A 26,608-nucleotide genomic window follows, 5' to 3' on the forward strand; every position below is an offset into this window, starting at 1 on the left:
CCTACGCCGCGTTGCCCAGCCAGTCACGCACGATCAGCGCAGCCTGTCTGGGGTTCTCTTCAACCAGTTCCCCGACGGTTTGAAGCGTCTGGAGCTGGGTTTCGCCCATGGATTTGGCGTTAGCCACCCAGGCAGGCGTCTTGTCGCGCGGAGCCTCTTCAATTTCTGGAACCACCTGACCATTGGCGTCCAGGACGCCGTGATAGCTGACTTCGGCGGCCTCTGGCAAAGCCAGCGGCTGGGTTTCGGGGGTCAGGGCCTTCTTGAGCAGCGGACGCATGACAAAGAACACAAGGGCCAGGGCGATCAGCAGGGTCACGCCCATTTCTGCGCCGTTCATCAGGTCGTCGCGGGTGAAGTCGAGCAGGCCTGAGCCGGCCTCAGTGCCCAGCGGAGCCAATTCGGGGCGCTCGGCAAACTGCATATTGACCACTTCGACACTGTCGCCGCGTTCGGCCGAAAAACCGACGGCGGAACGGACCAGGGTCAGGATCTGCGCGATCTCGTCGGGGGAACGCGGGGTGTAGGTCATGTTGCCGGCGCCGTCGTCGGCATAGGTGCCATCGACCACAACCGCCACGGACAGACGCTTGACAGCACCGGCCTCGGTCACATCGGTCTGGGTGGTCTTGGAAATCTCGTAATTGATGACTTCTTCGCTCGAGGTGCCCTGTTCGGTGACGCCGCCGGCACCATTGTTCTGGTCAGCGCCCGGCAACTCGTTGGCCACGGTCACCTGGCCGTTATTGCCGCCGGAGAGATTTTCGCTTTCCCGCGTCTGGGTAGACCGCACCACCTGGCTTTCGGGATCGAACAATTCCTGGGTGGTGGTGGAGCGGTTGAAGTCGAGTTCGGCGGCGACCTCGACGCGCGCGCGGCCAGCCCCGACGACATTGGCCAGCATGTCCTCGACACGCGTCCGCATCCGGTTTTCAAAGCCCAGCGTGCGTTCGTCGTTCTGCGCGGTCATGACGCCAGCGACATCTTCGCCGGTGCCCGAGGCCAGGAGCGTGCCCTGATCGTCGACGATGGAGACACGGCCTGGCGTCAGCCCTTCGATGGCCGAGGCCACCAGATGCTGGATAGCGCGAATTTCTCCCGTGGATAATTCGCCACGGGTGGTCAAAACGATGGACGCGGACGGATCCTGGCGTTCGCGACGGAACAATTCACGTTCGGGCAACACCAGATGCACGCGGGCGCCGGTGATTCGATTAAGCGAACCGATGGTGCGAGCCAGCTCGCCTTCGAGCGCGCGGACATTGTTGATGTTCTGCACGAAGCTGGTGGCCCCCAGGGTGGATTGCTGATCGAAAATCTCGTAGCCGACCTGGCCGCGGGTCGGCAGGCCCTCGCCGGCCAGCGTCATGCGCATGGTGGTGATCTGGTCGCGCGGCACCAGAATGGTGGCGCCTTCACCCCTCAATTCGTAGGGAATGTTAAGGGTTTGCAGCTCGGTGACGATGGCCGAGGAATCTTCCAGGCTCAGTCCCGAATAGAGCGGCGCCAGGTTCGGCGTCTGAGACCGTATGATCAGGAAGCCGAAAAATCCCAACATCAACACGGCGACCAGAGCCATGGCGGCAATGCGCGGCAGGCCGATGCGGTTGATGAGATGTGTTAGACTTTCCACGCGGCAGACCCGGTCCGTTTGTAAACGGTCGAGGTGCCCCCATGACCGATGGGCAAAAATTACCTAGTGGATGGTAAACAATGTATTAACTGGCTGTTGCAACTTGCGATTTTAGGCAAGAACTGCCGGGTCGAGTTAATGGAAGGTGAAGGGACATGATGCGGATTCTGGGGCGGGTGACGTCCATCAATGTGCGCAAGGCGACCTGGGCGGCGCGCGAACTGGGCTTGGAATATGAACATGAAGATTGGGGCATGCCCAATCGCAATCCCAAAGTGCCCGAGTTCATGGCCCTCAATCCCAATGCACAGGTGCCGGTGCTGGTTGAGGACGACTTCGTGCTCTGGGACAGCGTGGCGATCATGCTCTATCTCAACCGAAAGGCCGGAGGCGGGCTCTTGCCCGGGGAGGCGCGCCAGCAGGGGCTCGTCATGCAATGGGTCCTCTGGCAGAACAACGAGATGGGGTCCAACTGGGCCTATCCGCTGATGTCGATCATTCGCAAGGCGCCGGGGTTCGATGACGGCCAGAAAGTGGCCGACAATATCGCGGCCTGGACGGGCAAGATGAACATCATTGAGGCCCACCTGGCCAAGAGCGGCGATTTTGTCGTGGGCAGTGAATTTTCACTGGCCGACATAGCGATCACGCTGGGGCTGCACCGCTGGTTCGCGATCCCCTTCGACCATCCCCCGATGCCGGCCTGCGAAACCTACTACAATCGCATGAAGACCCGCCCGGCGGCGGCCGAGTGGCTGACGGACGCCACACCCTGACGAGCAAGAAGAAACCCGCCGGAAAAATCCGGCGGGTTTGTAATTGGCAGCCTGATATCGGCGAGAAAAGGCATCAGCCTTCTCTGTAGTGCTGAATCCAGGTTGTCCGGAGACCGGCAAGGCCATGTTTGTCGATGGCGGCCTGCCAGTTGAGGAATTCATCGACGCTGAGCGTATAACGCTCACACGCCTCTTCGAGACTGAGCAGGCCACCGCGAACGGCGGCAACAACTTCAGCCTTGCGGCGGATTACCCACCGTCTCGTATTGGCTGGAGGAAGATCCGCAATTGTCAGCGGGCTGCCGTCGGGGCCAATAACGTACTTCACGCGAGGACGCATCTGTACGGTCATTTTACTCTCTACTCAAACCTGACCATATGAGCCTGAGAGTAGGGCAGTGAGCTTAAGATACCCCTAAGGGGAAACTTACAACAGGTTAAGAAACGCCAGCGGTTTCAATCAATTGCGCAAGAGAATGCGCAGGCCGCATCCGGGCCGGACATCAGCCTGCGCAAGGGGCCACCGGTAGCAGCCGATCAGCTCCCGGCTTTCTCTTCTGCGGGGGGAGTGTCGACCTGCCGGATACTGGTTACATCAGAAAGTGCGACCTTGTTCTTGCCCACGGTCAGCATCGGCTCGGCGCCCGAGAAGTCCACGGCGGTGACGACGCCCACCGAGGAGGTCGAAACCTTCACCTCGTTCCCCGCCAGATTGGTGCCCTTGATGGAGATGGTGTAGACGCCATCCGGCTTCTTATTGCCATCAGACCCCATGCCGTCCCAGAGGAAATTTCCAGGGCCTGCATTGAGCGAGCCGGATTCGGTATAGACCACCTGGCCGGACGCGTCCTTGATGGTCACCGTGGCATTGGCCACATTGGTAGCAGCATTATAGGCCCAATAGGCGCCGCCATCCTTGAGTTCGGCGGTTTCGCCAGACGCGGTCACTTCCTTGCCGATATAGGAGACGGCGTCGGCGCGATAGCTGGTCTGGGTGTTGAGCAGCAGGGCTTCGAGGAATTCATTGGTCTTGAGCTGCTGTTCGACGCCGGAGAACTGCACCAATTGTGCGGTGAACTGATTGGTGTCGAGCGGGTCGAGCGGATTCTGATTCTTGAGCTGGGTCGTCAGGATCGAGAGGAAAGTGTCGAAATTGCCAGCAATCGTCGAGCGCGCAGAAGATACCGCGCTGCTGGACGAACTGGAGGAAACGCCATCGACTGCCATAGACCTAACTCCTTACACGGTGATGTTGACGCCACTGGCCGTGAGGGCGCCACGATAAAGATTGACCAGGGGCACCGGCTCTTCGCTGGTCTCGGCCGAGCCAGTGTTCTCGTCGGCGGAGCCGGACTGACCGCTGGTATTCTGGCCATCACCCATCTGCCCCTGCTGTCCCGCAAAGGGGTTCTGCTTGAGCGAGAATTCGAGATTGGTCTTGCTGCTGTCGAGCCCGGCCTGCTGCAGGGCGCGCTCCAGCCCCCGCTGGTCGCGCTGCATCAGGTCCAGGGTTTCGGACTTTTCCACTACCAGCCGCGCATTGACCTGGCCAGATTCATTAATGTCGAGGCGGACATCAATGCGGCCCAGTTCGGGCGGGTCGAGGCGGATCTGGAAGCGGGTATTGCCGTCCTGAACCTGCCGGGCCAGTTCGAAGGCAATCTGAGGCAGGTTGAGCTGCTGCTGGCTGGTCTGGTAGCCGGCTTGGATGATGCGCGGATTGGCCGCCGCATCGATGCGGGCGGCGTTCGTCGCCTGTGCATTGGCATCGGCGGAAGGGGCAGGCGTGTTCGAAGCGTCGACCGGTGCGGTGGCTGCCGCATTGCCGCGGCGCGTCTCGCGATTGGCGGGTTCTATGCGTTCCCTGCCGCGATCGGCGGCGGATGGGCCGTTGTCGTCGCGCTGCTGACCCGAGGTGTTTGAGTCTTCGGTGGTGCGAGCGGTGGCGCCGGACATGTCCAGCGTGTCCGGCGTGTCGGTAGTTTTGCCGGACAGCACCGGCTCGCTGACCTTGAGGGTTGGCGCGGCCAGAACCGGTTCCTCGGGGACAGAAGCGGCCCGCTGAGTCAGGCCAGCGGCAAAGCGGCCAAGCGCGGCTTCGATTTCGGCGTCGAGGGGTTGTCCGGGAGTCATGCCCAGTGCGGCCAGCTTTTCGGCCGGCACATCACCGTCTGCCAGCGCGGCCAGCAGGGCGCCGAGCTTGTCGCCAAGTGCCTTGAGCCGCGCGGTGGCCTCTGAGGTTGCGCGGGTCTGTTGTGCGTCGGTCGCGGGCTGGGCGGTCGAGAGCGACTGGGCGAGCGGCGCCAGCAACTGAGTCAACGCACCAGCCAGGCCCGTGTCATCTTCGCCGGTGGATTCGAGCAGGGCGGCGAAATCTTCGGGCACGGTCAGTGCCTCAATGTCGAGGCCCAGGGACTGAGCCAGGTCGGAAAGTGCGTTTTCCACCTGCTCGAGAAGTTCCGGGTCGAGCGCTTCGCCCTGATCCAGGCTGGTCTTGAGCGCGCTCAACGCCTCAACAAAGTCGACCATGGGAGTTGGGTTGGCAGTTGCGGCCTGGGTGGGCTGGTCGATGGCGGTCGCCAGCGCTTCGGGATCGGCTTCGTCATCCGAGGTGGTTTCACCCGAACTAGTCGCCAAGCCCAGGCGGAACAGTTCGGCCAGATCGAAAACAGAATTGGGCTGACCAGAATTGGCACCGGGCACGGGCGCCGGCACGGTTGCGCCGGTTTCCAACCCGGCATTGTCCAGCAGGGCCGCGAACAGACCAAGCAGGCCGGTCGGTTCGCTGGCTGCGTCCTGTGCGGCAGCGGACTGGCCGGCGAACGCCTTGCCGATGGCGCCGGAGGCGCTGGTGCCGCTGATTATTGTCAGATGTGATGCCAACTTGGGGCGCCCTTGAACAAAACACTCATCCGGATAGTGCAATGCAAGAGGCTTGCCAGATTGTGGGCGATCTATTTTGTCATTTTTTTCAATGATTTATGAGTTGGTCTCGTCCCAGGCTTGGTGTTGGCTGGGTCGAGCTTGCCGGGCATTGGGCAAAAGCTGCCGGGTGCGGCAATGGACAGATCGGCGATCTCGGCGTATGGAACCGCTCACAGTTTCCGCTGGCCCTTGACCCCAACCGGATACGAGAAGAGATGTTGAACTCGCTTGATATTGCCAAGCGCCCTGAGGACACGCGCGTCGTCGTCGCCATGTCCGGGGGCGTGGATTCCTCCGTTGTTGCCGGATTGCTCGCCCGAGAGGGCTATGAAGTGGTCGGCGTGACCCTGCAGCTTTACGATCATGGCGAAGCCATTCATCGCAAGGGCGCGTGCTGCGCCGGGCAGGATATTCACGATGCGCGCCGCGTTGCGGCCAAGTTGGGCATTCCCCATTATGTGCTCGACTATGAAGAGCGCTTCAAGAATGCAGTCATCGAGCCGTTTGCCAACGCCTATCAGCAGGGCGAAACACCAGTGCCCTGCATTGCCTGCAACCAGTCGGTGAAATTCGTTGATCTAATGACGGTGGCGCAGGACCTGGGCGCCGATGTGTTGGCCACGGGCCATTATGTGCAGACCCGGCTGGGCGAGGACGGTAGGCGCCATCTGTTCCGCCCACGCGACAATGAACGGGACCAGTCCTATTTCCTGTTTGCCACCACCCAGGACCAGCTCGACTTCCTGCGCTTCCCGCTGGGCGGCATGGGTAAGGCGGAAGTGCGCGAGCATGCGCGCGAAATGGGCCTGGAAATTGCTGAAAAGCATGACAGCCAGGACATTTGCTTTGTGCCGCAGGGCAAATATGCCGACATCATCGCCAAGATGCACCCCGAGGCGCTGGCCAAGGGCGAGATCGTCCATATGGATGGTCGTGTTCTGGGAGAACACGAGGGTATCGTTCACTACACGATTGGCCAGCGCAAAGGCCTGGGCATTGCCGCGGGTGAACCGCTCTATGTGGTCAAGCTCGATCATCGCGCTGGCCGGGTGATCGTTGGTCCGCGCGAGGCGCTCAAGACCCACACCGTCCGGCTGCGCGATGTGAACTGGCTCGGTAGCTTGCCATTGGCGGAAGTCAGTGCAGGCAATGGGGCGCCGGTCGAGGTCAAGGTGCGATCGACCCGTGGCCCACAGCCGGCTGTCATCCAGATGCAGGACGGCGAAGTCTATGTGACACTGGTCAGCGGCGAGTATGGCATTTCGCCGGGCCAGGCCTGTGTGTTCTATGCCGATGACAGCGAAATGAGCGAAGTGCTGGGTGGCGGCTTCATTGCCGAGGCCGTGCCGCAGGCGCTGGTGGCGTGATGTCCTAAGTGTTCGTCCAGCCTACTACGATTCCGTTCTCAACCTTCACCTTTTGGCGAAACGTGCGAGCGCCAGTTTGAGCGTACTTGTATGTGTGGACCACTTTGGTTTTGAGAACCCGTTCGTCGATCGCCGCGGGTGGCCCCCATGCGTCCACAAGCTGTTGAACTGTCATGCCAGGCCGAATTCGATTGCCCAGGATGTCGTCTCTGAGAGGATCCTTTGAATAGCGGGCGGCGATCCTGCTCTTCCGATCAAACTCCTCTTGTTGCAGACGAACCTCATCTTTCTTTTTCAATAGATGTTGAACGATGGCGCCGACGACGCCAACGATGAACAAAAGGACTATGAATATCTCCATTGTTTACCCCTAATCCAGCCAGTAAATGGAGCATACAATTTGAGGAATTTCCGACAATAGTGTTAGTTGGAAGACAACTGTTCCGCCGTCGGTTCCTTGGCCGCGTTGGAGGCGTCCCTGAGTGCCTGATAGGAATTCGGGCCGCCCAGAAACATGCCGATGGAAATCAGCAGCACCAGCGCGCCCATGAGGAGAATCATGATGCGGATGCGGTTGAGCCCGAAGGGCCCGGTTTTCGGTTTGTCCGACATGACGGAGCCTCCCAGAAACGAACATGTCCGAGAGCACCAAGGTAGGGGATGGCGCGCCCGTCCTACCACACCAGAATAGCCGGGAGCGGCGGCAAGTGCATGCAAAAGTGTTGGGACTGACCGCCGCACCCCCCCAACTTCCCGACCCATCAGGTGGGCGCTGCCGGCGCGAGTGCGTCGCCCACGCCGGCTGAGGTTTACAGCCGGTGTGGGCGCCTTTTCAGACCAATGGCTTCAAGCCGGCTTCAATCTGGGCGCGCCGGTCTTCGAGGAAGGGTGGCAGGCTCAGGGTTTCGCCCAGGCTTTCCATCGGCTCGTCGGTGGCAAAGCCGGGCACGTCGGTGGCGATCTCGAACAGGATGCCGTTTGGCTCGCGGAAATAGAGCGAGGTGAAGTAAAAGCGTTCCACCTCACCCGAGGAGCGAATGCCGAAGCTGTTCACGCGGCTGATCCACTCGCGCAGTGTGTCCTGATCGGGCGTGCGGAAGGCGACGTGATGCACGCCGCCGGCGCCGGGGCGGGCCTGGGGCAGGCTCGGGTCGACCGACACATGCAGTTCGGCCGCCGGTCCGCCCGGACCCATTTCATAGACGAAGACCTCGGCATTGCGTTCGCGCGCCGGGTAGTTGCGCACCTGGCGCATGTTCATCACGCGGGTAAGCACGGCGTCGGTCGGCTCGAGCTTTGGCACGGAAAGCGTGATTGGCCCCAGTCCAATGATCTGCTTATCGGCCGGAACCGGGGATTTCTCCCAGGGCACGACCGTGTTTTTATCGTCAACCACAAGACGGAAGCGCTGGCCTTCGAAATCCTCGAAGTCGAGCGAGAGATGCCCAAAACGCTCCTTGATGGAACTGGTGCCGACATTGTTGGACTGCAGGTGGTCCTTCCACCATTGCAGGGTTTCGGCGCTGTCGACACGCAGGCCAGTGCGGCCCACGGTGTGATTGCCACGCGTCTCGCGCATCGTGTTGAAATCGAAAAAGGTCAGGTCGGCGCCGGGCGAGGCCACGCCATCGCCATAGAACAGGTGATAGGCCGAGGTGTCGTCCTGGTTCACCGTTTTCTTGATCAGGCGCATGCCCAGGGTCTGGGTATAAAATTGCAAGTTCTTCGGCGCATCGGCCGTTACTGCGGTCAGATGGTGGATGCCGCCAAGTTCGAGAGTCATGTCCAATACTCCTCATGGGCGCTATGGGCGCCGGTGTTGAGAGCAATGTAGGGCCGCAATTACCCGGAGAAAAGCAAGCCAATCGCAACGCACTGGTTTCGATTGGTGAACAAACGCGACGTTCACATTATTGCGCGCAAGAGTTTTGTGAAGTGTCGGTTCGCCTGAAAGACGCTATGACCAAGCGGAACAAAGGATGAACAATGGCCGCCCTGACCCTCTCGCGCAAGCTGGCGATCCTGGCTGATGCCGCCAAGTATGATGCTTCCTGCGCCTCAAGCGGCAGCGAGAAGCGCAGTAGCGCCGGGACCAAGGGGATCGGTTCGACCGAAGGGAGCGGTATCTGTCACTCCTACGCACCGGACGGACGCTGCATCAGCCTGCTCAAGCTGCTGCTGACCAATTTCTGTATCTACGACTGCGTCTATTGCATCAATCGCTCGTCCTCCAATGTGCAGCGCGCGCGGTTTTCGGTGGATGAGGTCGTGCGGCTGACGCTCGACTTCTATCGTCGGAACTACATCGAGGGTCTGTTTTTGTCCTCGGGGATCATCAGGTCGCCGGACCACACCATGGAGGAACTGGTCCGTGTGGCCCGCACTTTGCGCGAGACCCATCAGTTCGCAGGCTATATCCATCTCAAGGTCATTCCCAATGCGGCGCCTGAATTGCTGATCGAGGCGGGTCGCTGGGCAGACAGGCTGTCGACCAATATCGAGCTTCCCACCGACGTCGCGCTGGAACAGCTCGCACCGGAGAAGCGCCCGTCAGAAATTCGCACGGCCATGGCGCGACTGCGCGGGAGACTAGACGAAGCCGCGCCTGAGAAGAAATCGAAAGCCGCACCAGAAAAATTCGCCCCGGCCGGGCAATCGACGCAGATGATCGTCGGGGCCGATGGCGCCAATGATGCGGCAATCCTGACGCGCGCCGCGGGCCTTTATTCGGGTTACCGGCTAAAGCGGGTGTATTATTCGGCCTTTTCGCCCATTCCCGATGCAAGCGCACGCCTGCCCCTCAAACCACCGCCACTGATGCGGGAGCATCGACTTTACCAGGCGGATTGGCTGATCCGATTTTACGGCTTTGATGTGCCAGAAATCGTCTCGGGCGGGCAGGGCGGCGATCTCGACCTTTCCATCGACCCCAAACTTGCCTGGGCGATCAAGCGACGGCAGGATTTTCCGATCGACGTCAACCGGGCAGAGCGGGAGCGCTTGCTGCGTGTTCCGGGTCTGGGGGTCAATGCGGTCAACCGCATCATTGCTTCGCGCCGTTATCACCGGCTTACCCTGGCGGATATTGCGCGAATGACTGCCTCAATCGATAAGGTGCGGCCCTTCATCACCTGTGCAGACTGGACACCGGGCGGGCTGCTCGACGATCAGCGGCTCAAACAGAAGCTGACGCCAGCGCCGCAGCAATTGAGCCTGTTCTGATGCTGGCGGTGCGGCTTGTAAAGCGCAATGACTTTGCTGAGTGGCGGGACAAGGCGCGCCGCCTGCTGGTGGCCGGTATGGCGCCTGGGCAACTCGTCTGGCGGGTTGCAGGTGACGACAATGGTTTGTTTGAGGCCGGAGACGACATGTTGCCCGATGCCGACGGGCCAGTTGGGAGCGTGCCGCGAAGATTTATCGCGTTAGGCGAGCAGGTTATTCAGCACGCCGATCCCGGGCGCTTTGCCGTCCTCTATGGCGTGCTTTGGCGGCTGCAATCCGACCCGCGATGCCTCGACAATGCCGGGGATCGGGATAGCGCGCTGTTGGCTCGCATGGCCTCGGCGGTGCGCCGCGATGCCCACAAGTTGAAGGCTTTCGTGCGATTTCGCGCGGTGGAGGGCAGGAACGGGGAACGCTTCATCGCCTGGTTCGAGCCCGACCACTTTGTGCTCGAAGCCACGGCACCGTTCTTCGCGCGTCGCTTCGCCGGCATGAGCTGGGGGATCGTCACGCCTTATGCCAGTGCCTGGTGGGATGGGGAAAGTCTGGCGTTTGGGTCGGGTGGACGCAAATCCGATGTGCCGGCTGCCGATGCTGTCGAAGAGGATTGGAAAACCTACTACGCCTCAATCTTCAACCCGGCGCGGCTCAAGGTTGCGATGATGAAGAGCGAGATGCCGGTGAAATACTGGCGCAACCTGCCCGAGGCCGAGCTCATTGCTCCTCTGGTTCGCAATGCAAAGCACATGGAGCAGGAGATGATCGAGCGCGCGGCCAGTCAACCGCCGGCCCGTCATCTGCGTCAGCAGGCGCGGGTGCTGGAACCGGAAGCGGTGGAAGGTATCAACTCGCTGGAAACAGCGCGCGAGGCTGTGCAGTCTTGTCAGCGCTGTCCGCTTTTTGAACAGGCGACCCAGGCCGTGTTCGGCGAAGGTCCGGCACGGGCCGACGTGATGTTCGTGGGCGAGCAGCCGGGAGATCAGGAGGATCTAGCCGGTCAACCGTTCGTCGGGCCCGCCGGTCAGGTGCTGAACGACATTATCGAGGAGGTCGGTATCGATCGAGGGCGGGTCTATGTCACCAATGCGGTCAAGCACTTCAAATTCGCCCCGCGCGGCAAGCGGCGTATTCACCAACGGCCCGATAGCGACGAAGTGCAAGCCTGCAAATTCTGGCTCGACCATGAGATTAACCTGGTGAATCCGAAGGTCATCGTGGCGCTAGGTGCCACCGCGGCACAGAGCTTGTTGGGGCGGAGCAGCGTCACCATAAGCAAGCTTAGGGGCAAGCCCATTGCGCTGAGCGAAACCACCATGCTGTTCGTCACCAATCACCCCTCTTATCTTCTGCGCATTCCCGACAAGGAAGGGCGGACCCGTGAGCGGGCGAAATTCGAGTCAGATCTGGCGCAAGTGCGCGATGTGATGAGAGAGATGGAAAAGTCTCACCGCTCGTGCAGCAGCGCTTGACAGAGTGAACCGGCAAACCTTACTAAGGCGCGCGTCGGCCAACCACCGACGGCCTCTTTGGGGCGGAGTAGCTCAGTTGGTTAGAGCAGAGGAATCATAATCCTTGTGTCGGGGGTTCAAATCCCTCCTCCGCTACCAAACCCCCTCTGAAATCTGGAAGTTTTGGTAGCCAAAAAAGGCGCTCAAGCCGGCGCGCGTCTGCGCGCCCGGTCAGAGCATGAATTCGGCCAGGTCTGCTTCTTGTTCCGCTTTGCCGCTCTCATCGGATGCAGCGCTTTGTGCGCTGCTGGTGGCGGCGAAAAGCCGGTCGTGGATTTGGCGCTCAGCTTCCATGGTGTAGGTTTTGCGCAGGCTCGCAAGAATGGCTGACAGCTCGGTTGTGAGCTGGGCCGGTGGGGCCTGGGTGCTGAGCGCGGCGGTGGCGATTGCGATGTCGTCGAGAGTTTCTGCCATGGCCGACTGGCCCGATAGACCGCCAGCGGCCGCTTCGAGCAGTTTGATCACCTTGGGGCCATCGCTGTTGAGGCGTTTCAGGGCATCGGCAAGGGCCTGATCAAGCGTGGAGAGAATGTCGAGCGCCAGATTGGCCTGCTCTTCGAGTTCCCCGATCTGGCCGCTGCCTTGATCCGTGGCGGTGCCGAAGGACCCGGCCAGCGTCGAGGACTCGCCAAGTCTTGCCATGGCCGCTTCCGCGGCAATAACAGTTTCGCTGGTCAGTTCGCGCAATTGGGTGGCGATGACGGTGAGCGAGGCGCCGCGCGGCCCGAGTTGGGCACAGCGCACGGCGGCATTGAGGCTGACCAGACGCATATTGGCCTCGATCTCCTGGACCGCCGCGACGTGTTCGAGCAGTGTCTTGACCGTTTCCTGGACGGCTTGGGCGACGATTTCCAGCTTGGCACGTTCTGCCTCGAAATCAGCCAGAATGGTCACGGCCCTGCGCAATTGGGCGCTGAGGCTGGCTACGGCGGAGCTGGTGCCGCGCTCGTCGCCGTGAAAATCGCGGCTACGGGCCATGATGGTGCCGGCATCGGCGGCCAGGGCCGACAGATCAGCCTCGGCCTGCTCGACCTCCTGGGCAAAGCTCTGAGCGGTGGCGGCGATTTGCTGGTGCTGCAGTGCGGCCAGCGCCGCCAGGGCAGTTTCATGCTGATCGGCGGGCAGGGTCTGATCGAAAGCGGTCTCCCCCCCGAGCAGCTCGGCCATGCTGGTGAGGGCCAGTTCGGCGTGTTCGAGCCGCTGCCGTGTCGCGTCGCCCACCTGCAGCGACATGACGGCGCTGCCGATGCGGCCAACAATCTGGCGCGAGACGCGGCCGGTTTCGGTGCTGCTCTCCAGCGCCACGGCGCGCTGCTGGTCGAGTGCGACAAGGGTCGAGCCCAGGCTGCTGCCCAGATGGGTGAGGGTATCGGCGTGGGCCGCCTCGAAGCGGGCGCGCTGGCTGGTGGCGCGATCCACTTCGGCGGTGAGTTGGCGATAGACCTGGGCAAAGTCCTGGATGGTGCGGCTGGCCGAATCGGAGAGCGTGGCGATGTCGGTGGTGAACACCTCGAAATCATCGCTGTCCCCGACAATGCCGGCGGCGGTGACGCGCGCATTGACCGAAACAATGCCCATCATCTTGACGGCGCGCTTGAGGTCCGAGATCGGCGAATTGGCGGCGGCGACCACTTCCGCCAGCCGGGCCAGGTCGGATTTTTCCTGGGCAAACGAGGTCGCAAGGTGTTCGGCGCGGGAGGCCACGGCGCGCAAATGACTGCTGGCTTCCTCGACCTGCTCTCCGCCCAGCGTCTGGGGCAGGGCTTCGAACAGTTTGGAAAGCTTGTTGAGCAGGGCCGCGCCATCGGTCAGCCGGCCGCCCACGGCAACGAAGGCCGCTTCAATATCCTGGCGTGGGCGGGCCAGATCGTCAGCCAGGCGGCGCATGGCGTGGGGGTCGGCAGAAGAGGTCACGTCTTTGCTCCGGAAGTGGCGGCGCGCGCATGCGCAACGATTTCGCCAGCCATTTTGGTCAGGGGGAGGGTGCGGCCAGCGCCGCCGCGGGCAATGGCTTCCTTGGGCATGCCGAAGACCACGCAACTGGCCTCGTCCTGGGCAATGGTGGGGCTGCCCATCTGGCGCATCTCAAGCAGGCCGCGCGCTCCGTCGTCGCCCATACCGGTCAGGATGATGCCCATGGCATTGCGCCCGGCAGCCTGGGCAATCGAGCGAAACAGCACATCGACCGACGGGCGGTGGCGCGAAATATGCGGCCCCTCCTTGATGGAAACAGTATACCGCGCGCCATTGCGGACCAGCAGCATGTGCAGATTGCCCGGGGCGATGAGCACCTGGCCGGGCTGCACCAGATCGCCATCCTCGGCTTCCTTGACCCGGACCGCACAGCCCATGTCGAGGCGACGGGCAAAGGCGGCGGTGAATTTCTCCGGCATGTGCTGGACGATCAGTATGGGCGGGGCGTCGGCGGGCAGGGCTTCGAGCACTTCGCGCAGTGCTTCGGTACCGCCGGTTGAAGCGCCGATGGCTACGATTGGTTCGGTGACCGGCAGTCGGGCAAACAGGCTCTCTCGCCGTGCATCCGAAATCGGGGGGATGATGGCGTCGGCGGTCAGTTTGGCCTCGACCTTGACGTCAGGCGGTGACGTGCGCAACTCGGGCGAAACCTTGGCGAGGCCCCGCAGCTTGGCATGGGCGGCGGCCTTGGCAGCGTCGCAGATGCGCATGCGCGACTCTTGCAGGAACTGGGCGGTGTCGACGCGTGGCTTGGCCACCACGTCGACCGCGCCGGCTTCAAGCGCCTGCAGGAAGGTGTCCGACCCGTCCTGAGCCAGACTCGAGCAAATCACCACCGGAATGGGGCGCTGGGACATGATCTTGCGCAGGAAGGTGATCCCGTCCATGCGCGGCAATTCAATGTCGAGAAACATCACATCCGGCACTTCCTGGCGGATGCGTTCGACGGCCACATAGGGGTCGGCGGCGGTTGCCATGACTTCCAGATCGGGGTCGGCCGAGATGATATCGGAAAGCGTCGTGCGCACCGAGGCGCTGTCGTCAACGATCAGAACGCGGATCTTGTCTTTCATCGCTTCGTCTCGTCTCAGGTCTTCTGGAACACGGCAGGGGCAACCTGTCGCATGGTGATCGATGTACCGATCATGGACTCCGAATGACCAAGAAGAAGATAACCGCCGGGGCGCAAATGCCCGACCAGCCGCGATATGACCTTCGCCTGGTCGGCCTTTTCGAAATAGATCAGCACATTGCGCAGCAAGATGATGTCGACGTCCCGGTCATAGGGGTAGCTCTCGTCCATCAGGTTGAGCTGGTCGAACCGCACCAGCCGGCGCAGTTCGGGAACGATGCGCACTTCGGGGCGGGCGCCGGGGCGGCGGGCCTGCATGAGGTGGCGCGACTGCATGCCGGGAGGCATAGGAACGACCTGCTCTGCGGGATAAATGGCCCGGCGACCGATATCGAGCACATCGGTTGAGATGTCCGTCCCCAGAACGGCAAAGCGGAAGTCGCGGCGTTGGGCGACCATGTCGGCCAATACCATGGCGGCCGTATAGGCTTCGGCGCCGGTCGAACTGGCGGCGCTCCAGACCTTGAGGAGGGGCAGACGGTCGCGGCGTTGCGCAATCAGCTCAGCAACGAGCTTTTTCTGCATCAATTCGAAATGTTCGGGCTCGCGGAAGAAGTCGGTCTTGTTGGTGGTGACCGCATTGATCAGATAGGTGATCTCGGTCTCCAGCCCGTCGAGCCGGAACAGATAGTCGCCGTAATCGGAAAAGCTGGCCAGATCGAGCGCGCGCAGGCGGCGACGCAGACGCCCTTCCACCATCAGGCGCTTGCTGGGGGGCAGCTTGATGCCGACCTGCTGGCCGATCAGATTGGAAATCTTGATGAAATCGGCGTCGGACAAGTGGTCGTCGTCTTCCAAGCGGTGTGCAAGGGCAGCCAATTACAATACTCCAAAAAAGGCGGTGCAAGGCCGGCAGGAGAGCCGGCCTTGTGATGTTCAGGCCGCGCGATGGGCTGGCAACGGGATATTGCCCAGCATGCGGTCGAGATCGAGCACGGTGACGAATTCGCCATTGCGCCGGCCGATCCCCTGGATCACCTGGTCGCCCCAGCCGGCGGACACGGGCGGTGGCGCGTCAAGCGTTGCGTGGTCGAGCACAGTCACCTCGAACACCCGGTCGGCCCTGAGGCCCATGGTCACTTGGCCCTCCGTGCCATTGATGGCGAGGACCACAATGCGGGTGTTCTCCGTGTCTGGTGCAGGCTCCATGCCCAGAGTGAGACGCAAGTCCAGCACCGGCACGCCCTGACCGCGCACATCGATCATGCCGAGCAGGTTTTCAGGTGCCCTTGGCAGACGGGCAGTGGGCTGCATGTCGAGGATTTCGAGGACCTTGGCGACGGGCGCCGCGAAGATTTCCTCCGCGACGCCCAAGGTCACATATTGGGCTTGTTCAGCCATGGCTACCGATCCACTCAGGCCGCGCCGCGGCGGGTGAAATCGCCATCGAGATCATCACCGGCATCCCCCATGTCGAGGTCGAAGCCGCCGCCGCTCTTGGCTTTTGGCTTGCTCTGGACCGGCTTGCGCGGGGTCATGTGCGGCGCCTTGGCCAAAATGGCAGACTTGAGATCGGCCTTGCTGGCTGGCGCATCATTGGCAACAGCCGTGATGGAGGACGGATCGATGCGGAAGTAGCTGATGGCGGACTGGAGCTGCTCGGCCTGGCTGGCCAGTTCTTCGGAGGTTGCCGACATTTCCTCGGCGGCAGAGGTGTTCTGCTGGGTCACCTTGTCGAGCTGCTGGATGGCCGTGTTGATCTGGGCGGCGCCGGCATTCTGCTCCCTGGAGCCGGCCGAGATTTCTTCCACCAGCTCAGCGGTGCGCTGAATGTCCGGGACCAGCTTGGAGAGCATGTCGCCGGCTGACTGGGCCGCTTTGACCGTGGTGCCCGAGAGGGTCGAGATTTCGCCAGCCGCTGCCTGGCTGCGCTCGGCAAGCTTACGCACTTCAGAGGCGACAACCGCAAAGCCACGGCCATGTTCGCCAGCGCGGGCCGCTTCGACTGCCGCGTTGAGTGCGAGCAGATCGGTCTGGCGGGCGATTTCCTGCACCACCATGATCTTTTCGGCAATGGTCTGCATGGCCGAGACCGCGTTGTTTACGGCCTCGCCCGAGGCAATCGCGTCGGCAGCGGACTGGCGGGCGATCTTTTCGGTCTGAGTGGCATTGTCGGCCGACTGCTTGATGGTGGCCGCCATCTCTTCCATCGAGGCGGATGCCTCTTCGGTGGACGAGGCCTGTTCGGTGGCACCCTGGCTGAGCTGTTCGGCGGTGGCCGACATTTCCTGGGAACCGGCGGCGACATTGCGGGTGGCGTTGGTGACTTCGGCGACGACTTCACGCAGCTTCTGGGTCATGGCGTTGAGCGCCTTGATCAGATCACCCACTTCGTCGTCGGATTTCACCTCGGCAGTGGCCGAGAGGTTGCCACCGGCCACTTCGTCGGCCAGACGCACGGCGCTAGAGAGAGCCCGGGAGATCGAGACCACGATCCAGGTGGCGGCGATCAGAGCGATCAGGGCGGAGCCTGCCAGCAGGCCGATCAGCAGCATCGTCGAGGTCTGATAGACTTCGGCTGCGTGTGCCTTGGCTTCGTCCATGATGGTGGCATTGCGATCAATCATGGACTGCAGGATGGCATTGGCATCGCGGCGCAGGGTGTTGACGTTCTGCATTTCCTGCAGAGCGAAATAGTCGCCATTTTCCATGGAGATGCCGACAGCCTTGTCCATGGCGGCGACCATGTCGTCATAGGCGGCACGGGCTTCGTTGAAGAGGGCCATGTCGGATGCGGGCATGGTGCGCTGCAGTTGCGGCAGGCGGACGGCATTGGCCTCGACGCCGGTCAAATAGTCGCTGTTCCAGGTTTCCTGCAGGGCACGGTCCTGGGTAGCGGCAAGCAATACATTGCGCTGCTGGCGGAACATGTCAGAACCGGTCAGGAACATCTCGGTGGCGGCACGATAGGCGGGAAATGCGGAGAGATCGCCGGCATCAACCTTGCGCTGCAGGGATGCGCGCAGGGCGCCCATGGTTTCTTCGAAGACACCGAGCGATCCGCTGCCTTCGCTGCGGCTGATGGCCAGGGCGTTGGCATCAGAGTTTTTGAGCGTCTGCTCCTGTCCGCGTTCAACTGCGGCCCAAAGCTCGTTCACCTTCGTGATGAACTCCGGCAGTTGTCCCTTAATGGTGGCATCCATCGTATTGCCTTCGAGGAAGGCGTGTCCCTGGATCAGTTCGTCATAGTCCTCACGCAGCGAGGCGACATAGCTTTCCTTTTCAGCCTGATCCTTGGTGATGATCTGGGCACGCACGCGCGATCCAAGGCTTTCCAGGCTGGTCTGCATCTGCGAGGAGCGGATCAAGTTGGCCGCGCGAACCTCGACGATGGTCTCCAGTTCCTGGTTCAGCTGCCCCAAATTCTGCAGGGCAATGAACATGCTCCCCGCCGAGAGGGCGACGACCACGCCGAAGACGGCCGCCAATTTTGTCTTGATAGTCAGTCTCACGATGCAGACCTTTCTTCTGAAGCTGCGACGGGTGCGGTTCTTGCGCCCGAGATTTCGAAAATGCGTTCCATGTTCGGAATGATGATGAAGCCGCCATTGCGCTTGCCGATGCCCTTGATGAATTCAGGGCGCCAGCGCATGCCGACCTTGGGGGCCTCCTCTATGGAAGCGGCCTCGATATCGGTGACGTCGTGCACCTTGTCGGCCAGGATGCCGACAATGGCGGGCTCGCCATCCATGTCGACTTCCATCACGACAATCCGGGTGTCCTCATCCGGCTCGGCCCGGTTCATGCCGAACATGACCCGAAGATCGGCCAGCGGCACGACACGGCCCCGCACGTTGATCAGCCCGCCGACGAATTCGGGAGCATTGGGCACTTCGGTGATCGGCACCAGCTCGAGAATTTCGCGCACATGATGGGCCTCGACGGCAAACAGCTCGTCATCTAGGCGGATGGTGAGCGCGTTCATCGCGTCGACCGGCGCGGTTTGGGCCAGTTCGACCAGTTTCATGGCCTGACTCATGCAGCCCTCCCGGTGAGATTGCGATCCACATAGCCCTGGCCGGCGGCCACCAGATGAGCGGTGTCCAGGATCAGGGCCACGGAGCCGTCGCCCAGAATGGTGGCGCCCGAGAAGGACTTGATGCCCGAGTGGAGCTTTGAGAGCTGCTTGATGACGGTCTGGTTGTTGCCGATGATCTGGTCGACCACCAGGCCCACCCGGCCCTCGCCGGAAGAGACAATCACTACCTTCTGGTGTGGCTCACTCTCGCCCTTGGTGCCGAAGACTTCGCGCAGCCGCAGATAGGGTACCAGCGCACCGCGGATATCGAGGAAGTTGCGGCCTTTGGCATGGGCTTCGATGCCCTCGGGCAGTTCCACGCATTCTTCCACGGCAGCCAGGGGGATGGTGTAACGTCCTTTGCCAACCCGCACGAGCATGCCATCGATAATGGCCAGGGTCAGTGGGAGCCTGAGGGTCATGGTCGAGCCTTCACCGGGGCGGGAGGTGACATCGATGGTGCCGCGCAGCCCGTCAATGGTGCGCTTGACCACATCCATCCCGACGCCGCGGCCCGAGAGGGACGTCACTTCTTTGGCGGTGGAGAAACCCGGCGCAAAGATCAGGTGATAGAGTTCCTGGTCGGTCAGTTTGGTATCCGGCGTGATCAAGCCGTTTTCTTCGGCCTTGGCGCGGATGCGCGCGGCATCGAGCCCGGCGCCGTCATCGGTAATCGAAATGGCGACTTCGGCACCCGAATAGACAGCAGAGAGCCGCACCACGCCCTTGGCCGGCTTACCGGCCGCGGCGCGCTTGTCGGCGCTTTCCAGGCCATGATCGATCGAGTTGCGGATCAGATGTACCAGCGGATCGGCCAGGCGCTCGATCATGGTCTTGTCCAGCTCGGTGTCTTCGCCGGTGGTGATGAACTCAATGGGCTTGCCCAATTCACCCGAGAGATCATGAATCAGACGGCGGAAGCGGCTGAACAGGGTGCCGATGGGCACCATGCGAATGCCCATTGTGGTGTCTCGCAGCCCCGAGGATAGGCGTTCGAGCTCTTCGGCAATGGTCTTGAGTGCGGTGTCTGAGCTCAGACCGGCAATCTGGCTCAGGCGGGCCTGGGCGATCACGAGCTCGCCGACGCGATCCATCAACTCGTCCAACCGCTCGGCCGGGACGCGCAGGGAGGAGGCTGCGGTCCGTTCAGCGGTGTCGGTTGCGGCCGCCGATTTGGCGCGCGGAGCGGGAGACTGAGGCGTGGTGGGAGCCGCGGCGGGACCCGGTTGGTCTTCAAGCTCGGCAGCGACCGGCTCCTCGGCAGTTTCAGCTTCCTGAGCAAGCAAATCTGTCGCATTCAGCTGGACCAGGCTCAATTCCATATTGTTGCGCAGGAACAGGAAAACATCGTCGATCGCCGCAGTGGGATCGTCCGCGTCGATATCGACCCGCCAGCCAATATGGGGCGTTTCGGGGTCGAGCACGGCTAGGTCAGGAACCCGATCGGTCAGGGCGGTGATCGTCGCCGGTCCGATTTCGGCCAACTCTTCGAGCAGCAGTACTGGGTTGGTGCCGTAGATAAGCGCGTCGGAAGGCAGGTAGAAGTCCAACCGCCAGATGGTCTTTTCGGCCTTGGGGGCCGGTTCTGCAGATTTCGCGCTGACCGGTTCCGGTTCCGGCTCGGCCATGGGTGCTTGCGGTGCGCTGGTCTCGCCGTTCACGATGGCGCGCAGATTGGCCAGGATTACATCGCCGCCTGAAATCCTGGCGTCAGGCGTTTCGATCAACAGATGAATATGGTCCTTGGCGTCGAGCGCCACACCGATCAGGGCTGCATTGGCCTGGGTCTGCCCCTTGCGTACCTGGTCAAAGGCGGTTTCGAACTCGTGCACGAATTCGGCCACGGCGGTGAAGCCGAACATGGCCCCCGAACCCTTGATGGTGTGCAAGGCCCGAAAGGTGGAGTTGACCAGGTCGGTATTGGATGGATCCTGCTCAAGATCGAGCAGCCCCGCTTCGAGCTCGTCGAGCAGTTCGCGCGCTTCCTGGCGGAAGGTTTCAGTGGGGTCGGAAATGTTCATGCCCCGGTGACCTTCTTGATAATGGCCAGCAACTGGTCCTGCTTGAAGGGCTTGACGATCCAGCCGGTGGCGCCGGCCTCCTTGGCCTCGCGCTTGAGCTCATCGTCGGATTCGGTGGTGAGCAGGATGATCGGAATGCCTTTGGAGGAGGGGTGCTGGCGGTATTTCCGGATGAACTCGATGCCGTTGAGTACCGGCATATTGAGGTCGGTCAGAATGGCGTGAACCGTATTGGCGGTCGCAACGTCATAACCCTCCTGGCCGTTGCCGGCCTCGAGCACGTCCAGCCCCGCGCCGGTCAGCGTCATGGCCACCATCTGGCGAATGGAGGCGCTGTCGTCGATCGTCAGAATGGTCTTGGTCATCGCTCAGTGTCCTGCTGGCTTGTCGGTTGGTCGGACCAGAAGGCGGCATGTTCCTGTCCGGGGGTGAGGAAGCCGGCGTCATTCAGCACGGCCTGCAGCGGCCCTCCCAAGGGCGCGAGCATGGTCAAGTCCTTGCCGAGCGCGCGGGCGCTGACCCGGGCGGCGAGCAGGGATTGCACGGTGGTCACATCGGCCGCGGACAATGCCTGGGTGTCGATGGCGACGGCTGCATGGTTTTCAATGGTGTTGCGCAGGTTTGCGGCGACTTCGGTCGCGTTCTTGATGCCTGCATCGCCCGTCAATACGAGCATGTGTGTTCGTTCATCGGTCATGGGCATGACCGTATGCAAAATACTGAAGATGACATTCTGTCTCTCTACCGCGAAAGGAGGCCGGGAAATCGGTAGGCGAAAAGGACTGATACCGGTGCGGTGCTCGCTATGCTGTTTCTATTGCCAATCTGTCCGCCGTATTCCCATCCGGCTTGATACTAAACTTGCATTTTTCGCTTAACTGATGGTTACCGATCCCATGGAATTGAAGAATTGTACTGTGTTTTCTAAATATTACTTTGGATAGTATCGTCTTTAATCAATGTGTATATCTTGTCCTGCAATGAATCACGCTGAGTCTTTGGGGTTTGCGTGTGAATCGAACACGATCGATTCAGAGTTGAGTTCCAATAACTCGGATGTTGGTGCTTTTTGATTCACTTGGCTTGTCGCCAGCCGTTCGCGTGCAGGTTCGCGCACCCACCAGAAGGTGTCGGCCCATATACCAAGAGCGGTCGATTGAACGTTTTAGAAGCCGACGGCGTGCGCGGGCTCATTGGGCTGCATGATGGCGCAGATCTTGGGCCATTTGGCGCGGAAGGCGGCGACGCATTGCGGGTCGAAGTGGCTGCCGCTGCAGCGGATGATTTCGGCATAGGCCTTGTCGATAGGCCAGGCGGACTTATAGGGGCGCTCGGAGCACAGGGCGTCAAAAACATCGGCGATGGCCACAATGCGCGCTTCGATTGGGATGTCGGTGCCAGAGAGGCGGTCGGGATAGCCGGTCCCGTCCCATTTCTCGTGGTGGCTCTGCGTAATCAGTTCGGCGGTGCGGATCAGCTCGGACCCGCCGCGTTCCAGAATGCGTGCGCCGATAGTGACATGCTCGCGCATGATCGCCATTTCCTCGTCGGTCAGCCGGCCCGGCTTGGAGAGAATGGCGTCGGCGATGCCGATCTTGCCGATATCGTGCAGGGGCGCCGAAAGATAGATCATGCGGCAGCGCTCGGGTGGCAGGCCGATACCTTCGCCGATCATCTGACTGATCAGAGCAACGCGCGAGACGTGTTCGCCGGTACCGCCGTCGCGATACTCGATGGCCCGCGCCAGCCGGTAAATGATCTCTTCTTCGCGCGCCAGCAGATGGGCGGTTGCCCGTTCCACTTCACGGGTGAGCCATTGGGCGCGGTCGGCCAGTTCGACCTGGGCCTGGCGCAGTGCCAGCAGGTTGGACACGCGCGCCTGCAGCTCGATCGGATCGAAGGGCTTGTGCAGGAAATCCGTCGCGCCGGCCTTAATGGCCTCGATGCGCACGGTCTTGTCGAGGTCGGAGGTCACCATGATGATGGGGACGATGCGATAGGACGGCTGCGAACGCAGCGCGGCGGTGAAGGCAACACCATCCATTTCGGGCATGATATGGTCGACGATGATAAGGTCGAACTGATAGTCTTGGCACTTGTCCAGTGCTTGGAGTGGATTGAGACAGAGCTCAATCTCGCCCGTCACTGCTTCTTTGACGATGCTGCCGATCAGCGCGAGGCTGGAGCGGCTATCATCGACGATCAGCATTCGCATTGTATTGCGGCCCCCGCCCGAATTGCGCCAACCATATGAGCGGCACGATTAGGTGAAGCTTAACAGGAATCGGGACGTGGCAATGGTTTGCTCTATTGGTTAGCAGTGTACTGACGCATTCAAGCAGATGGGCGAACATGGTGGCGAGGCGGATCGCGGTAATTGGGGGCGGACCGGCCGGGCTGATGGCTGCCGAGCAGGCAGCGAAGCAGGGCGCACGCGTCGTTATCTTCGAGGCCATGCCCACCGTCGGGCGCAAATTGCTGATGGCCGGCAAGTCGGGCCTCAATATCACGCACGCCGAGGACAAGAGCGCGTTTGATACGCGTTATGGCGGAGCCCAGGCCCAATTGCAGGCCGCGCTCGATACATTCTCTGCGACCGAATTGCGCGCCTGGTGCGCGGAACTGGGCGTCGAGACTTTTGTCGGATCGTCGGGGCGGGTGTTTCCCAGCGCCATGAAGGCGTCGCCCCTCTTGCGCGCCTGGCTCGCCCGCCTCGTGGTGCAGGGGGTGGAGATACGCACACGGCACCGCTGGACCGGGTTTGCCGCGGGGGGTGTCGTCTTTGACACGCCGGCGGGCCAAGTGGTCGAGCATTTTGATGCAGTGGTGCTTGCGCTGGGCGGCGCGAGCTGGCCCCGGCTGGGCTCAGACGCGACCTGGGTGTCCAGTTTGGAAAAACGTGGCGTGGCGGTGTCGGCGTTCCGCCCGGCCAATTGCGGGTTTGAGGTGGACTGGTCCGCGTTGATGATCGAGCGCTTTGCCGGTGAACCCATCAAGGCGGTGGTTGCCCGCAGCAGTGCCGATACGACTGCAGGCGAATTTGTCGTCACGCGCTGGGGCGTTGAAGGCAGCCTGGTCTATGCGCATGCGGCGGCATTGCGCGATGGGTTGGAACGAGATGGCGCTGCCAGTCTCGAGCTGGATCTGGCGCCGGGACGAAGCATTGAACGCCTGACGCATGATCTAGCGCGGCAACCGGCCAAGGCCAGCCTTTCCAATCGTCTGCGCAAGGGTGCGGGGTTGGATGGGGCCAAGCAGGGCCTGCTGCGCGAATGTGTGCACAACATTGCAATTCTAACGCCCAATGCACTGGCAGCGGCTATCAAATCGGTGCGGCTTGACGTGCAGCGGCCCCGGCCAATCGCCGAGGCGATTTCGGTGGCTGGCGGCATTGCCTGGGACGGCGTGGATGAAAACTTTATGCTCAAGGCCTTGCCCGGCGTTTTCGTGGCTGGTGAGATGCTGGACTGGGAGGCGCCGACGGGCGGCTATCTGCTGACGGCCTGTTTCGCCACCGGTCGGGCAGCGGGGCGGGCGGCAGTAGAATTTGCAGGCAGAGGGGAAGCCAATGAATTCGATCGATCTTGAGGGGCAGGTGGCGGTGGTCACGGGCGGGGCGCAGGGGCTTGGCTTTGCCATTGCCCATCGGCTGCTGGCCTCCGGTGCCAAGGTAAGCCTTTGGGACAAGGATAGCGCATTGCTTGAAAGGGCGGTTGCCGCGCTGGGGGCCGGTGCGTCGCAGCAGAGCGCCGATGTTACCGATCTCCAAGCGCTCGAACGCGCCCATGCAGCGACGGAAGCCGAGGCAGGACCAGTGTCGATCCTGGTGCATTCGGCCGGCATCGCGGGGAACAACGCGACGCTGGACGAATATGATCCGGACGAATGGCGGCGGGTCATCGAAATCAATCTCAACGGCACTTTCTACGTCAATCGCGTGGTGGTGCCGGGAATGAAGGCGCGCAATTACGGGCGCATCGTCAATATCGCCTCGATTGCCGGCAAGGAGGGCAATCCGACCGCCTCGGCCTATTCGGCGGCCAAGGCCGGGGTGATCGGCCTGACCAAATCGCTGGGCAAGGAACTGGCCAGCTTCGATATTGCCGTCAACGCCATCACCCCGGCGACGGCCAAGACGCGGATTCTCGACAGCCTGACCGAAGAGTTCATCACCTATATGCTCTCGCGTATTCCGCGCGGGCGTTTCCTCGAGGTGGAAGAGGCCGCTGCCATGGTCGCCTGGCTGGTGAGCCGCGAAAACAGCTTTACCACCGCCAGCGTCTTCGACCTTTCGGGCGGACGGGCGACCTATTAGCGCTGGGTGGTAGCGGCGGGGCATTCCGGCGCAAACGTTGATCTGTCGGTAACTGGAGTGGGCACGCGACTCCAACAGGGACGTTGGCCGTTCTCCACGACCTCTCGATTGCCAGAGAGATTGCGATGCTAGCCGCTTTGCCTTGCGTGGTTTGGGAATGGGGCCCAGAGTGCTGCGCGAATGGGGAGACCGGGCTCCAAATTTGTTCGGCGACCTGGCCTTGTTCTGGGAGGTAGCATGACAACTCTGGATCATCTGCTTGGTCGCGCCGCTGAACACGCCACGCGATACAGATCTGAACTGGGCAGCAAACCGGCCAAGCCGCTCGCGGACTACCATTCGATGCGAGATCGGTTTGACGCACCACTGCCCTTGGTCGGCGCGGATCCGGTTGAGGTGCTCGATCAACTGGTCGCGGTGGCGGAGCAAGGGCTCATGCCTACGACGGGGCCAAGGTTTTTTGCCTGGGTCATGGGAGGCTCACATCCCACTGGTGTTGCTGCGGATTTTCTTGTCAGCGCCTGGGGGCAGAACGCAGGCTATCAATCAACATCCCCATCGGGGGCCGCTATCGAGGAAGTGGCTGAGCGGTGGTTGCTCGAAATATTGGATTTACCCCATACGAGCGGTATCGGATTTGCCACCGGGGCCACTGTCGCAAACGGCATCTGCCTGGCCGCGGCCAGAACCAAGACGCTGATGGCGGTGGGTTGGGATCCTGATGCTGACGGCTTGTTTGGCGCCCCTCCGATCCATGTGCTCATCGGCAACGATGCGCACTCGTCGGTGTATTCGTCGTTGCAACTGGTCGGGCTTGGAAGAAGGCGCGTCATATCTCTCGACACAGACGAGGTGGGACGCATGATCCCAGCGGCGCTGGAGCGGGCGATTGCTAATCTCAGCGGCCCCAAGATCATCATCGCCCAGGCTGGCCAGATCAACACCGGCGCTTTTGATCCGTTCGACGAAATCGTCGACATTGGCCGACAACACGATGCGTGGGTGCACGTGGACGGCGCCTTTGGACTGTGGGCCAGAGCGACCCCGAGCCACAAGCACCTCACCAATGGCATCGAAGGCGGCGATAGCTGGGCAACAGATGGACACAAATGGTTGCAGGCCCCTTATGATTGCGGCTTCGCAATCGTTAGAGATAGAGATGCACTGCTAGGGGCAATGTCACAGTGGTCGAGTTATCTCCCGTCAATTGCGGAAGGTGACCGTATCCCTTCAAACTACGTTCCAGAGCTTTCTCGTCGCGCCCGCGGAATCCCCGTCTACGCCATGCTGAAAACGCTTGGGCGCCAAGGTATGGCCGACTTGGTCGAGCGCCACTGCAGCCTGGCAGTCCGGTTCGCTGACCGCCTTGCCGCCGAGCCAGGAATTCATGTGGTCAGCAGACCAATTATCAATCAGCTCATAGTGAATTTTGGAGATGGCGACCCTGCAGAACGCCGGTTGCACACCGAAGCCGTCATCGCGCAGGTTCTGCACGATGGGGTCTGCTATGTGGCAGGTGCAATGTGGCGAGATGACTGGGTGATGCGTATCTCGGTGACATCCGGAGCGACGACAGAAGAGGACATTGATCTCTCAGCAGACGCAGTCATCGACGCCTGGCGAAAGGTGGGCCACCGGTCCTAGCCGCCAGACGGCAAAGGCCGCTCGGGCCAGGAAGGACGCGGGGCAGGCGGTAGGTCTCGGCGATGACGGTCAG

General features: G+C 61.6%; 24 protein-coding genes and 1 tRNA gene. 8 read left to right on the top strand and 17 right to left on the bottom strand.

Annotation, left to right across the window (positions count from 1 at the left end; genetic code table 11):
- Window position 1: 1 nt before the first annotated feature.
- Entirely contained in the window at window positions 2-1,633 is a 1,632-nt protein-coding gene (gene fliF, locus GGR20_RS11930; protein ID WP_183311546.1) for a flagellar basal-body MS-ring/collar protein FliF, read from the bottom strand.
- Window positions 1,634-1,788: 155 nt separating this feature from the next.
- On the opposite strand from fliF, the gene GGR20_RS11935 reads away from it, so the two are divergent.
- The gene (locus GGR20_RS11935) at window positions 1,789-2,409 is read left to right on the top strand and encodes a glutathione S-transferase family protein (RefSeq protein ID WP_183311548.1); all 621 of its coding nucleotides are present in this window, start codon (window positions 1,789-1,791) and stop codon (window positions 2,407-2,409) included.
- A 73-nt stretch (window positions 2,410-2,482) separates the two neighbouring features.
- Here GGR20_RS11935 and sciP read toward each other — a convergent pair whose 3' ends face one another.
- From sciP to GGR20_RS11950, 3 genes are all read right to left on the bottom strand, one after another.
- Window positions 2,483-2,761 carry a CtrA inhibitor SciP gene (sciP, locus tag GGR20_RS11940; RefSeq protein WP_035085775.1) on the bottom strand — a complete coding sequence of 93 codons (279 nt, stop codon included), beginning with the start codon at window positions 2,759-2,761 and terminating at the stop codon, window positions 2,483-2,485.
- 185 nt (window positions 2,762-2,946) lie between these two features.
- Complete coding sequence (locus tag GGR20_RS11945; protein ID WP_183311549.1) at window positions 2,947-3,636, bottom strand: flagellar hook assembly protein FlgD; 690 nt, start codon at window positions 3,634-3,636, stop codon at window positions 2,947-2,949.
- Between the two features lie 12 nt (window positions 3,637-3,648).
- Window positions 3,649-5,292 (bottom strand): flagellar hook-length control protein FliK, encoded by a 1,644-nt coding sequence (locus tag GGR20_RS11950; protein WP_183311551.1) that lies wholly within the window; start codon window positions 5,290-5,292, stop codon window positions 3,649-3,651.
- Between the two features lie 257 nt (window positions 5,293-5,549).
- On the opposite strand from GGR20_RS11950, the gene mnmA reads away from it, so the two are divergent.
- Window positions 5,550-6,701 carry a tRNA 2-thiouridine(34) synthase MnmA gene (gene mnmA / locus GGR20_RS11955; RefSeq protein WP_183311553.1) on the top strand — a complete coding sequence of 384 codons (1,152 nt, stop codon included), beginning with the start codon at window positions 5,550-5,552 and terminating at the stop codon, window positions 6,699-6,701.
- Between the two features lie 4 nt (window positions 6,702-6,705).
- Here the strand turns inward: mnmA and GGR20_RS11960 are convergent, their stop codons facing one another.
- The 3 genes from GGR20_RS11960 to GGR20_RS11970 all read right to left on the bottom strand — a co-directional run bounded on the left by GGR20_RS11960 (window position 6,706) and on the right by GGR20_RS11970 (window position 8,484).
- Window positions 6,706-7,062, bottom strand: a complete 357-nt coding sequence (locus GGR20_RS11960) for a DUF2845 domain-containing protein (protein ID WP_183311555.1) — start codon at window positions 7,060-7,062, stop codon at window positions 6,706-6,708.
- 62 nt (window positions 7,063-7,124) lie between these two features.
- Window positions 7,125-7,313 (bottom strand): hypothetical protein, encoded by a 189-nt coding sequence (locus GGR20_RS11965; RefSeq protein WP_183311557.1) that lies wholly within the window; start codon window positions 7,311-7,313, stop codon window positions 7,125-7,127.
- A 220-nt stretch (window positions 7,314-7,533) separates the two neighbouring features.
- Window positions 7,534-8,484, bottom strand: a complete 951-nt coding sequence (locus GGR20_RS11970) for a ring-cleaving dioxygenase (protein ID WP_183311558.1) — start codon at window positions 8,482-8,484, stop codon at window positions 7,534-7,536.
- A 203-nt stretch (window positions 8,485-8,687) separates the two neighbouring features.
- On the opposite strand from GGR20_RS11970, the gene GGR20_RS11975 reads away from it, so the two are divergent.
- From GGR20_RS11975 to GGR20_RS11985, 3 genes are all read left to right on the top strand, one after another.
- Entirely contained in the window at window positions 8,688-9,923 is a 1,236-nt protein-coding gene (locus tag GGR20_RS11975; RefSeq protein WP_183311560.1) for a putative DNA modification/repair radical SAM protein, read from the top strand.
- Entirely contained in the window at window positions 9,923-11,392 is a 1,470-nt protein-coding gene (locus GGR20_RS11980) for a UdgX family uracil-DNA binding protein (protein ID WP_183311562.1), read from the top strand. The genes GGR20_RS11975 and GGR20_RS11980 overlap by 1 nt, the downstream gene beginning before the upstream one ends.
- Window positions 11,393-11,453: 61 nt before the next feature.
- A tRNA-Met gene (locus tag GGR20_RS11985) sits at window positions 11,454-11,530 on the top strand.
- A gap of 72 nt (window positions 11,531-11,602) precedes the next feature.
- Here GGR20_RS11985 and GGR20_RS11990 read toward each other — a convergent pair.
- The 10 genes from GGR20_RS11990 to GGR20_RS12035 all read right to left on the bottom strand — a co-directional run bounded on the left by GGR20_RS11990 (window position 11,603) and on the right by GGR20_RS12035 (window position 22,791).
- Window positions 11,603-13,345 carry a hypothetical protein gene (locus GGR20_RS11990; RefSeq protein WP_183311564.1) on the bottom strand — a complete coding sequence of 581 codons (1,743 nt, stop codon included), beginning with the start codon at window positions 13,343-13,345 and terminating at the stop codon, window positions 11,603-11,605.
- Window positions 13,342-14,478, bottom strand: coding sequence for a protein-glutamate methylesterase/protein-glutamine glutaminase (locus tag GGR20_RS11995; RefSeq protein ID WP_183311565.1), 1,137 nt, complete (start codon window positions 14,476-14,478; stop codon window positions 13,342-13,344). Before GGR20_RS11995 ends, GGR20_RS11990 begins: the two co-directional genes overlap by 4 nt.
- Before the next feature lie 14 nt (window positions 14,479-14,492).
- Window positions 14,493-15,356, bottom strand: a complete 864-nt coding sequence (locus tag GGR20_RS12000; protein WP_246349564.1) for a CheR family methyltransferase — start codon at window positions 15,354-15,356, stop codon at window positions 14,493-14,495.
- Window positions 15,357-15,413: 57 nt separating this feature from the next.
- Window positions 15,414-15,878, bottom strand: a complete 465-nt coding sequence (locus tag GGR20_RS12005) for a chemotaxis protein CheW (protein ID WP_183311567.1) — start codon at window positions 15,876-15,878, stop codon at window positions 15,414-15,416.
- Window positions 15,879-15,892: 14 nt separating this feature from the next.
- Entirely contained in the window at window positions 15,893-17,989 is a 2,097-nt protein-coding gene (locus GGR20_RS12010) for a methyl-accepting chemotaxis protein (protein ID WP_183311569.1), read from the bottom strand.
- Window positions 17,986-18,516, bottom strand: coding sequence for a chemotaxis protein CheW (locus GGR20_RS12015; protein WP_246349565.1), 531 nt, complete (start codon window positions 18,514-18,516; stop codon window positions 17,986-17,988). The genes GGR20_RS12010 and GGR20_RS12015 overlap by 4 nt, the downstream gene beginning before the upstream one ends.
- A complete protein-coding gene (locus GGR20_RS12020) occupies window positions 18,513-20,576 on the bottom strand; it encodes a chemotaxis protein CheA (protein ID WP_183311571.1) in 2,064 nt (687 codons plus the stop codon). The genes GGR20_RS12015 and GGR20_RS12020 overlap by 4 nt, the downstream gene beginning before the upstream one ends.
- A complete protein-coding gene (locus GGR20_RS12025) occupies window positions 20,573-20,941 on the bottom strand; it encodes a response regulator (RefSeq protein WP_183311573.1) in 369 nt (122 codons plus the stop codon). Before GGR20_RS12025 ends, GGR20_RS12020 begins: the two co-directional genes overlap by 4 nt.
- Window positions 20,938-21,273 (bottom strand): STAS domain-containing protein, encoded by a 336-nt coding sequence (locus GGR20_RS12030; protein ID WP_183311574.1) that lies wholly within the window; start codon window positions 21,271-21,273, stop codon window positions 20,938-20,940. The genes GGR20_RS12025 and GGR20_RS12030 overlap by 4 nt, the downstream gene beginning before the upstream one ends.
- A 468-nt stretch (window positions 21,274-21,741) precedes the next feature.
- Window positions 21,742-22,791: an HD domain-containing phosphohydrolase gene (locus GGR20_RS12035; RefSeq protein WP_183311576.1), complete on the bottom strand. Its 1,050-nt coding sequence runs from the start codon at window positions 22,789-22,791 to the stop codon at window positions 21,742-21,744.
- A gap of 137 nt (window positions 22,792-22,928) precedes the next feature.
- Between GGR20_RS12035 and GGR20_RS12040 the strand changes: the two genes are divergently transcribed.
- The 3 genes from GGR20_RS12040 to GGR20_RS12050 all read left to right on the top strand — a co-directional run bounded on the left by GGR20_RS12040 (window position 22,929) and on the right by GGR20_RS12050 (window position 26,535).
- On the top strand, window positions 22,929-24,164 hold the full coding sequence (locus tag GGR20_RS12040; RefSeq protein ID WP_183311578.1) for a TIGR03862 family flavoprotein: 1,236 nt from the start codon (window positions 22,929-22,931) through the stop codon (window positions 24,162-24,164).
- On the top strand, window positions 24,145-24,891 hold the full coding sequence (locus tag GGR20_RS12045; protein ID WP_183311579.1) for an SDR family NAD(P)-dependent oxidoreductase: 747 nt from the start codon (window positions 24,145-24,147) through the stop codon (window positions 24,889-24,891). The genes GGR20_RS12040 and GGR20_RS12045 overlap by 20 nt, the downstream gene beginning before the upstream one ends.
- A gap of 237 nt (window positions 24,892-25,128) precedes the next feature.
- Complete coding sequence (locus GGR20_RS12050; protein ID WP_183311581.1) at window positions 25,129-26,535, top strand: pyridoxal phosphate-dependent decarboxylase family protein; 1,407 nt, start codon at window positions 25,129-25,131, stop codon at window positions 26,533-26,535.
- The last annotated feature ends 73 nt before the right edge of the window (window positions 26,536-26,608 follow it).

The organism is Devosia subaequoris, from assembly GCF_014197055.1.
GTDB classification, from domain to species: domain Bacteria; phylum Pseudomonadota; class Alphaproteobacteria; order Rhizobiales; family Devosiaceae; genus Devosia; species Devosia subaequoris.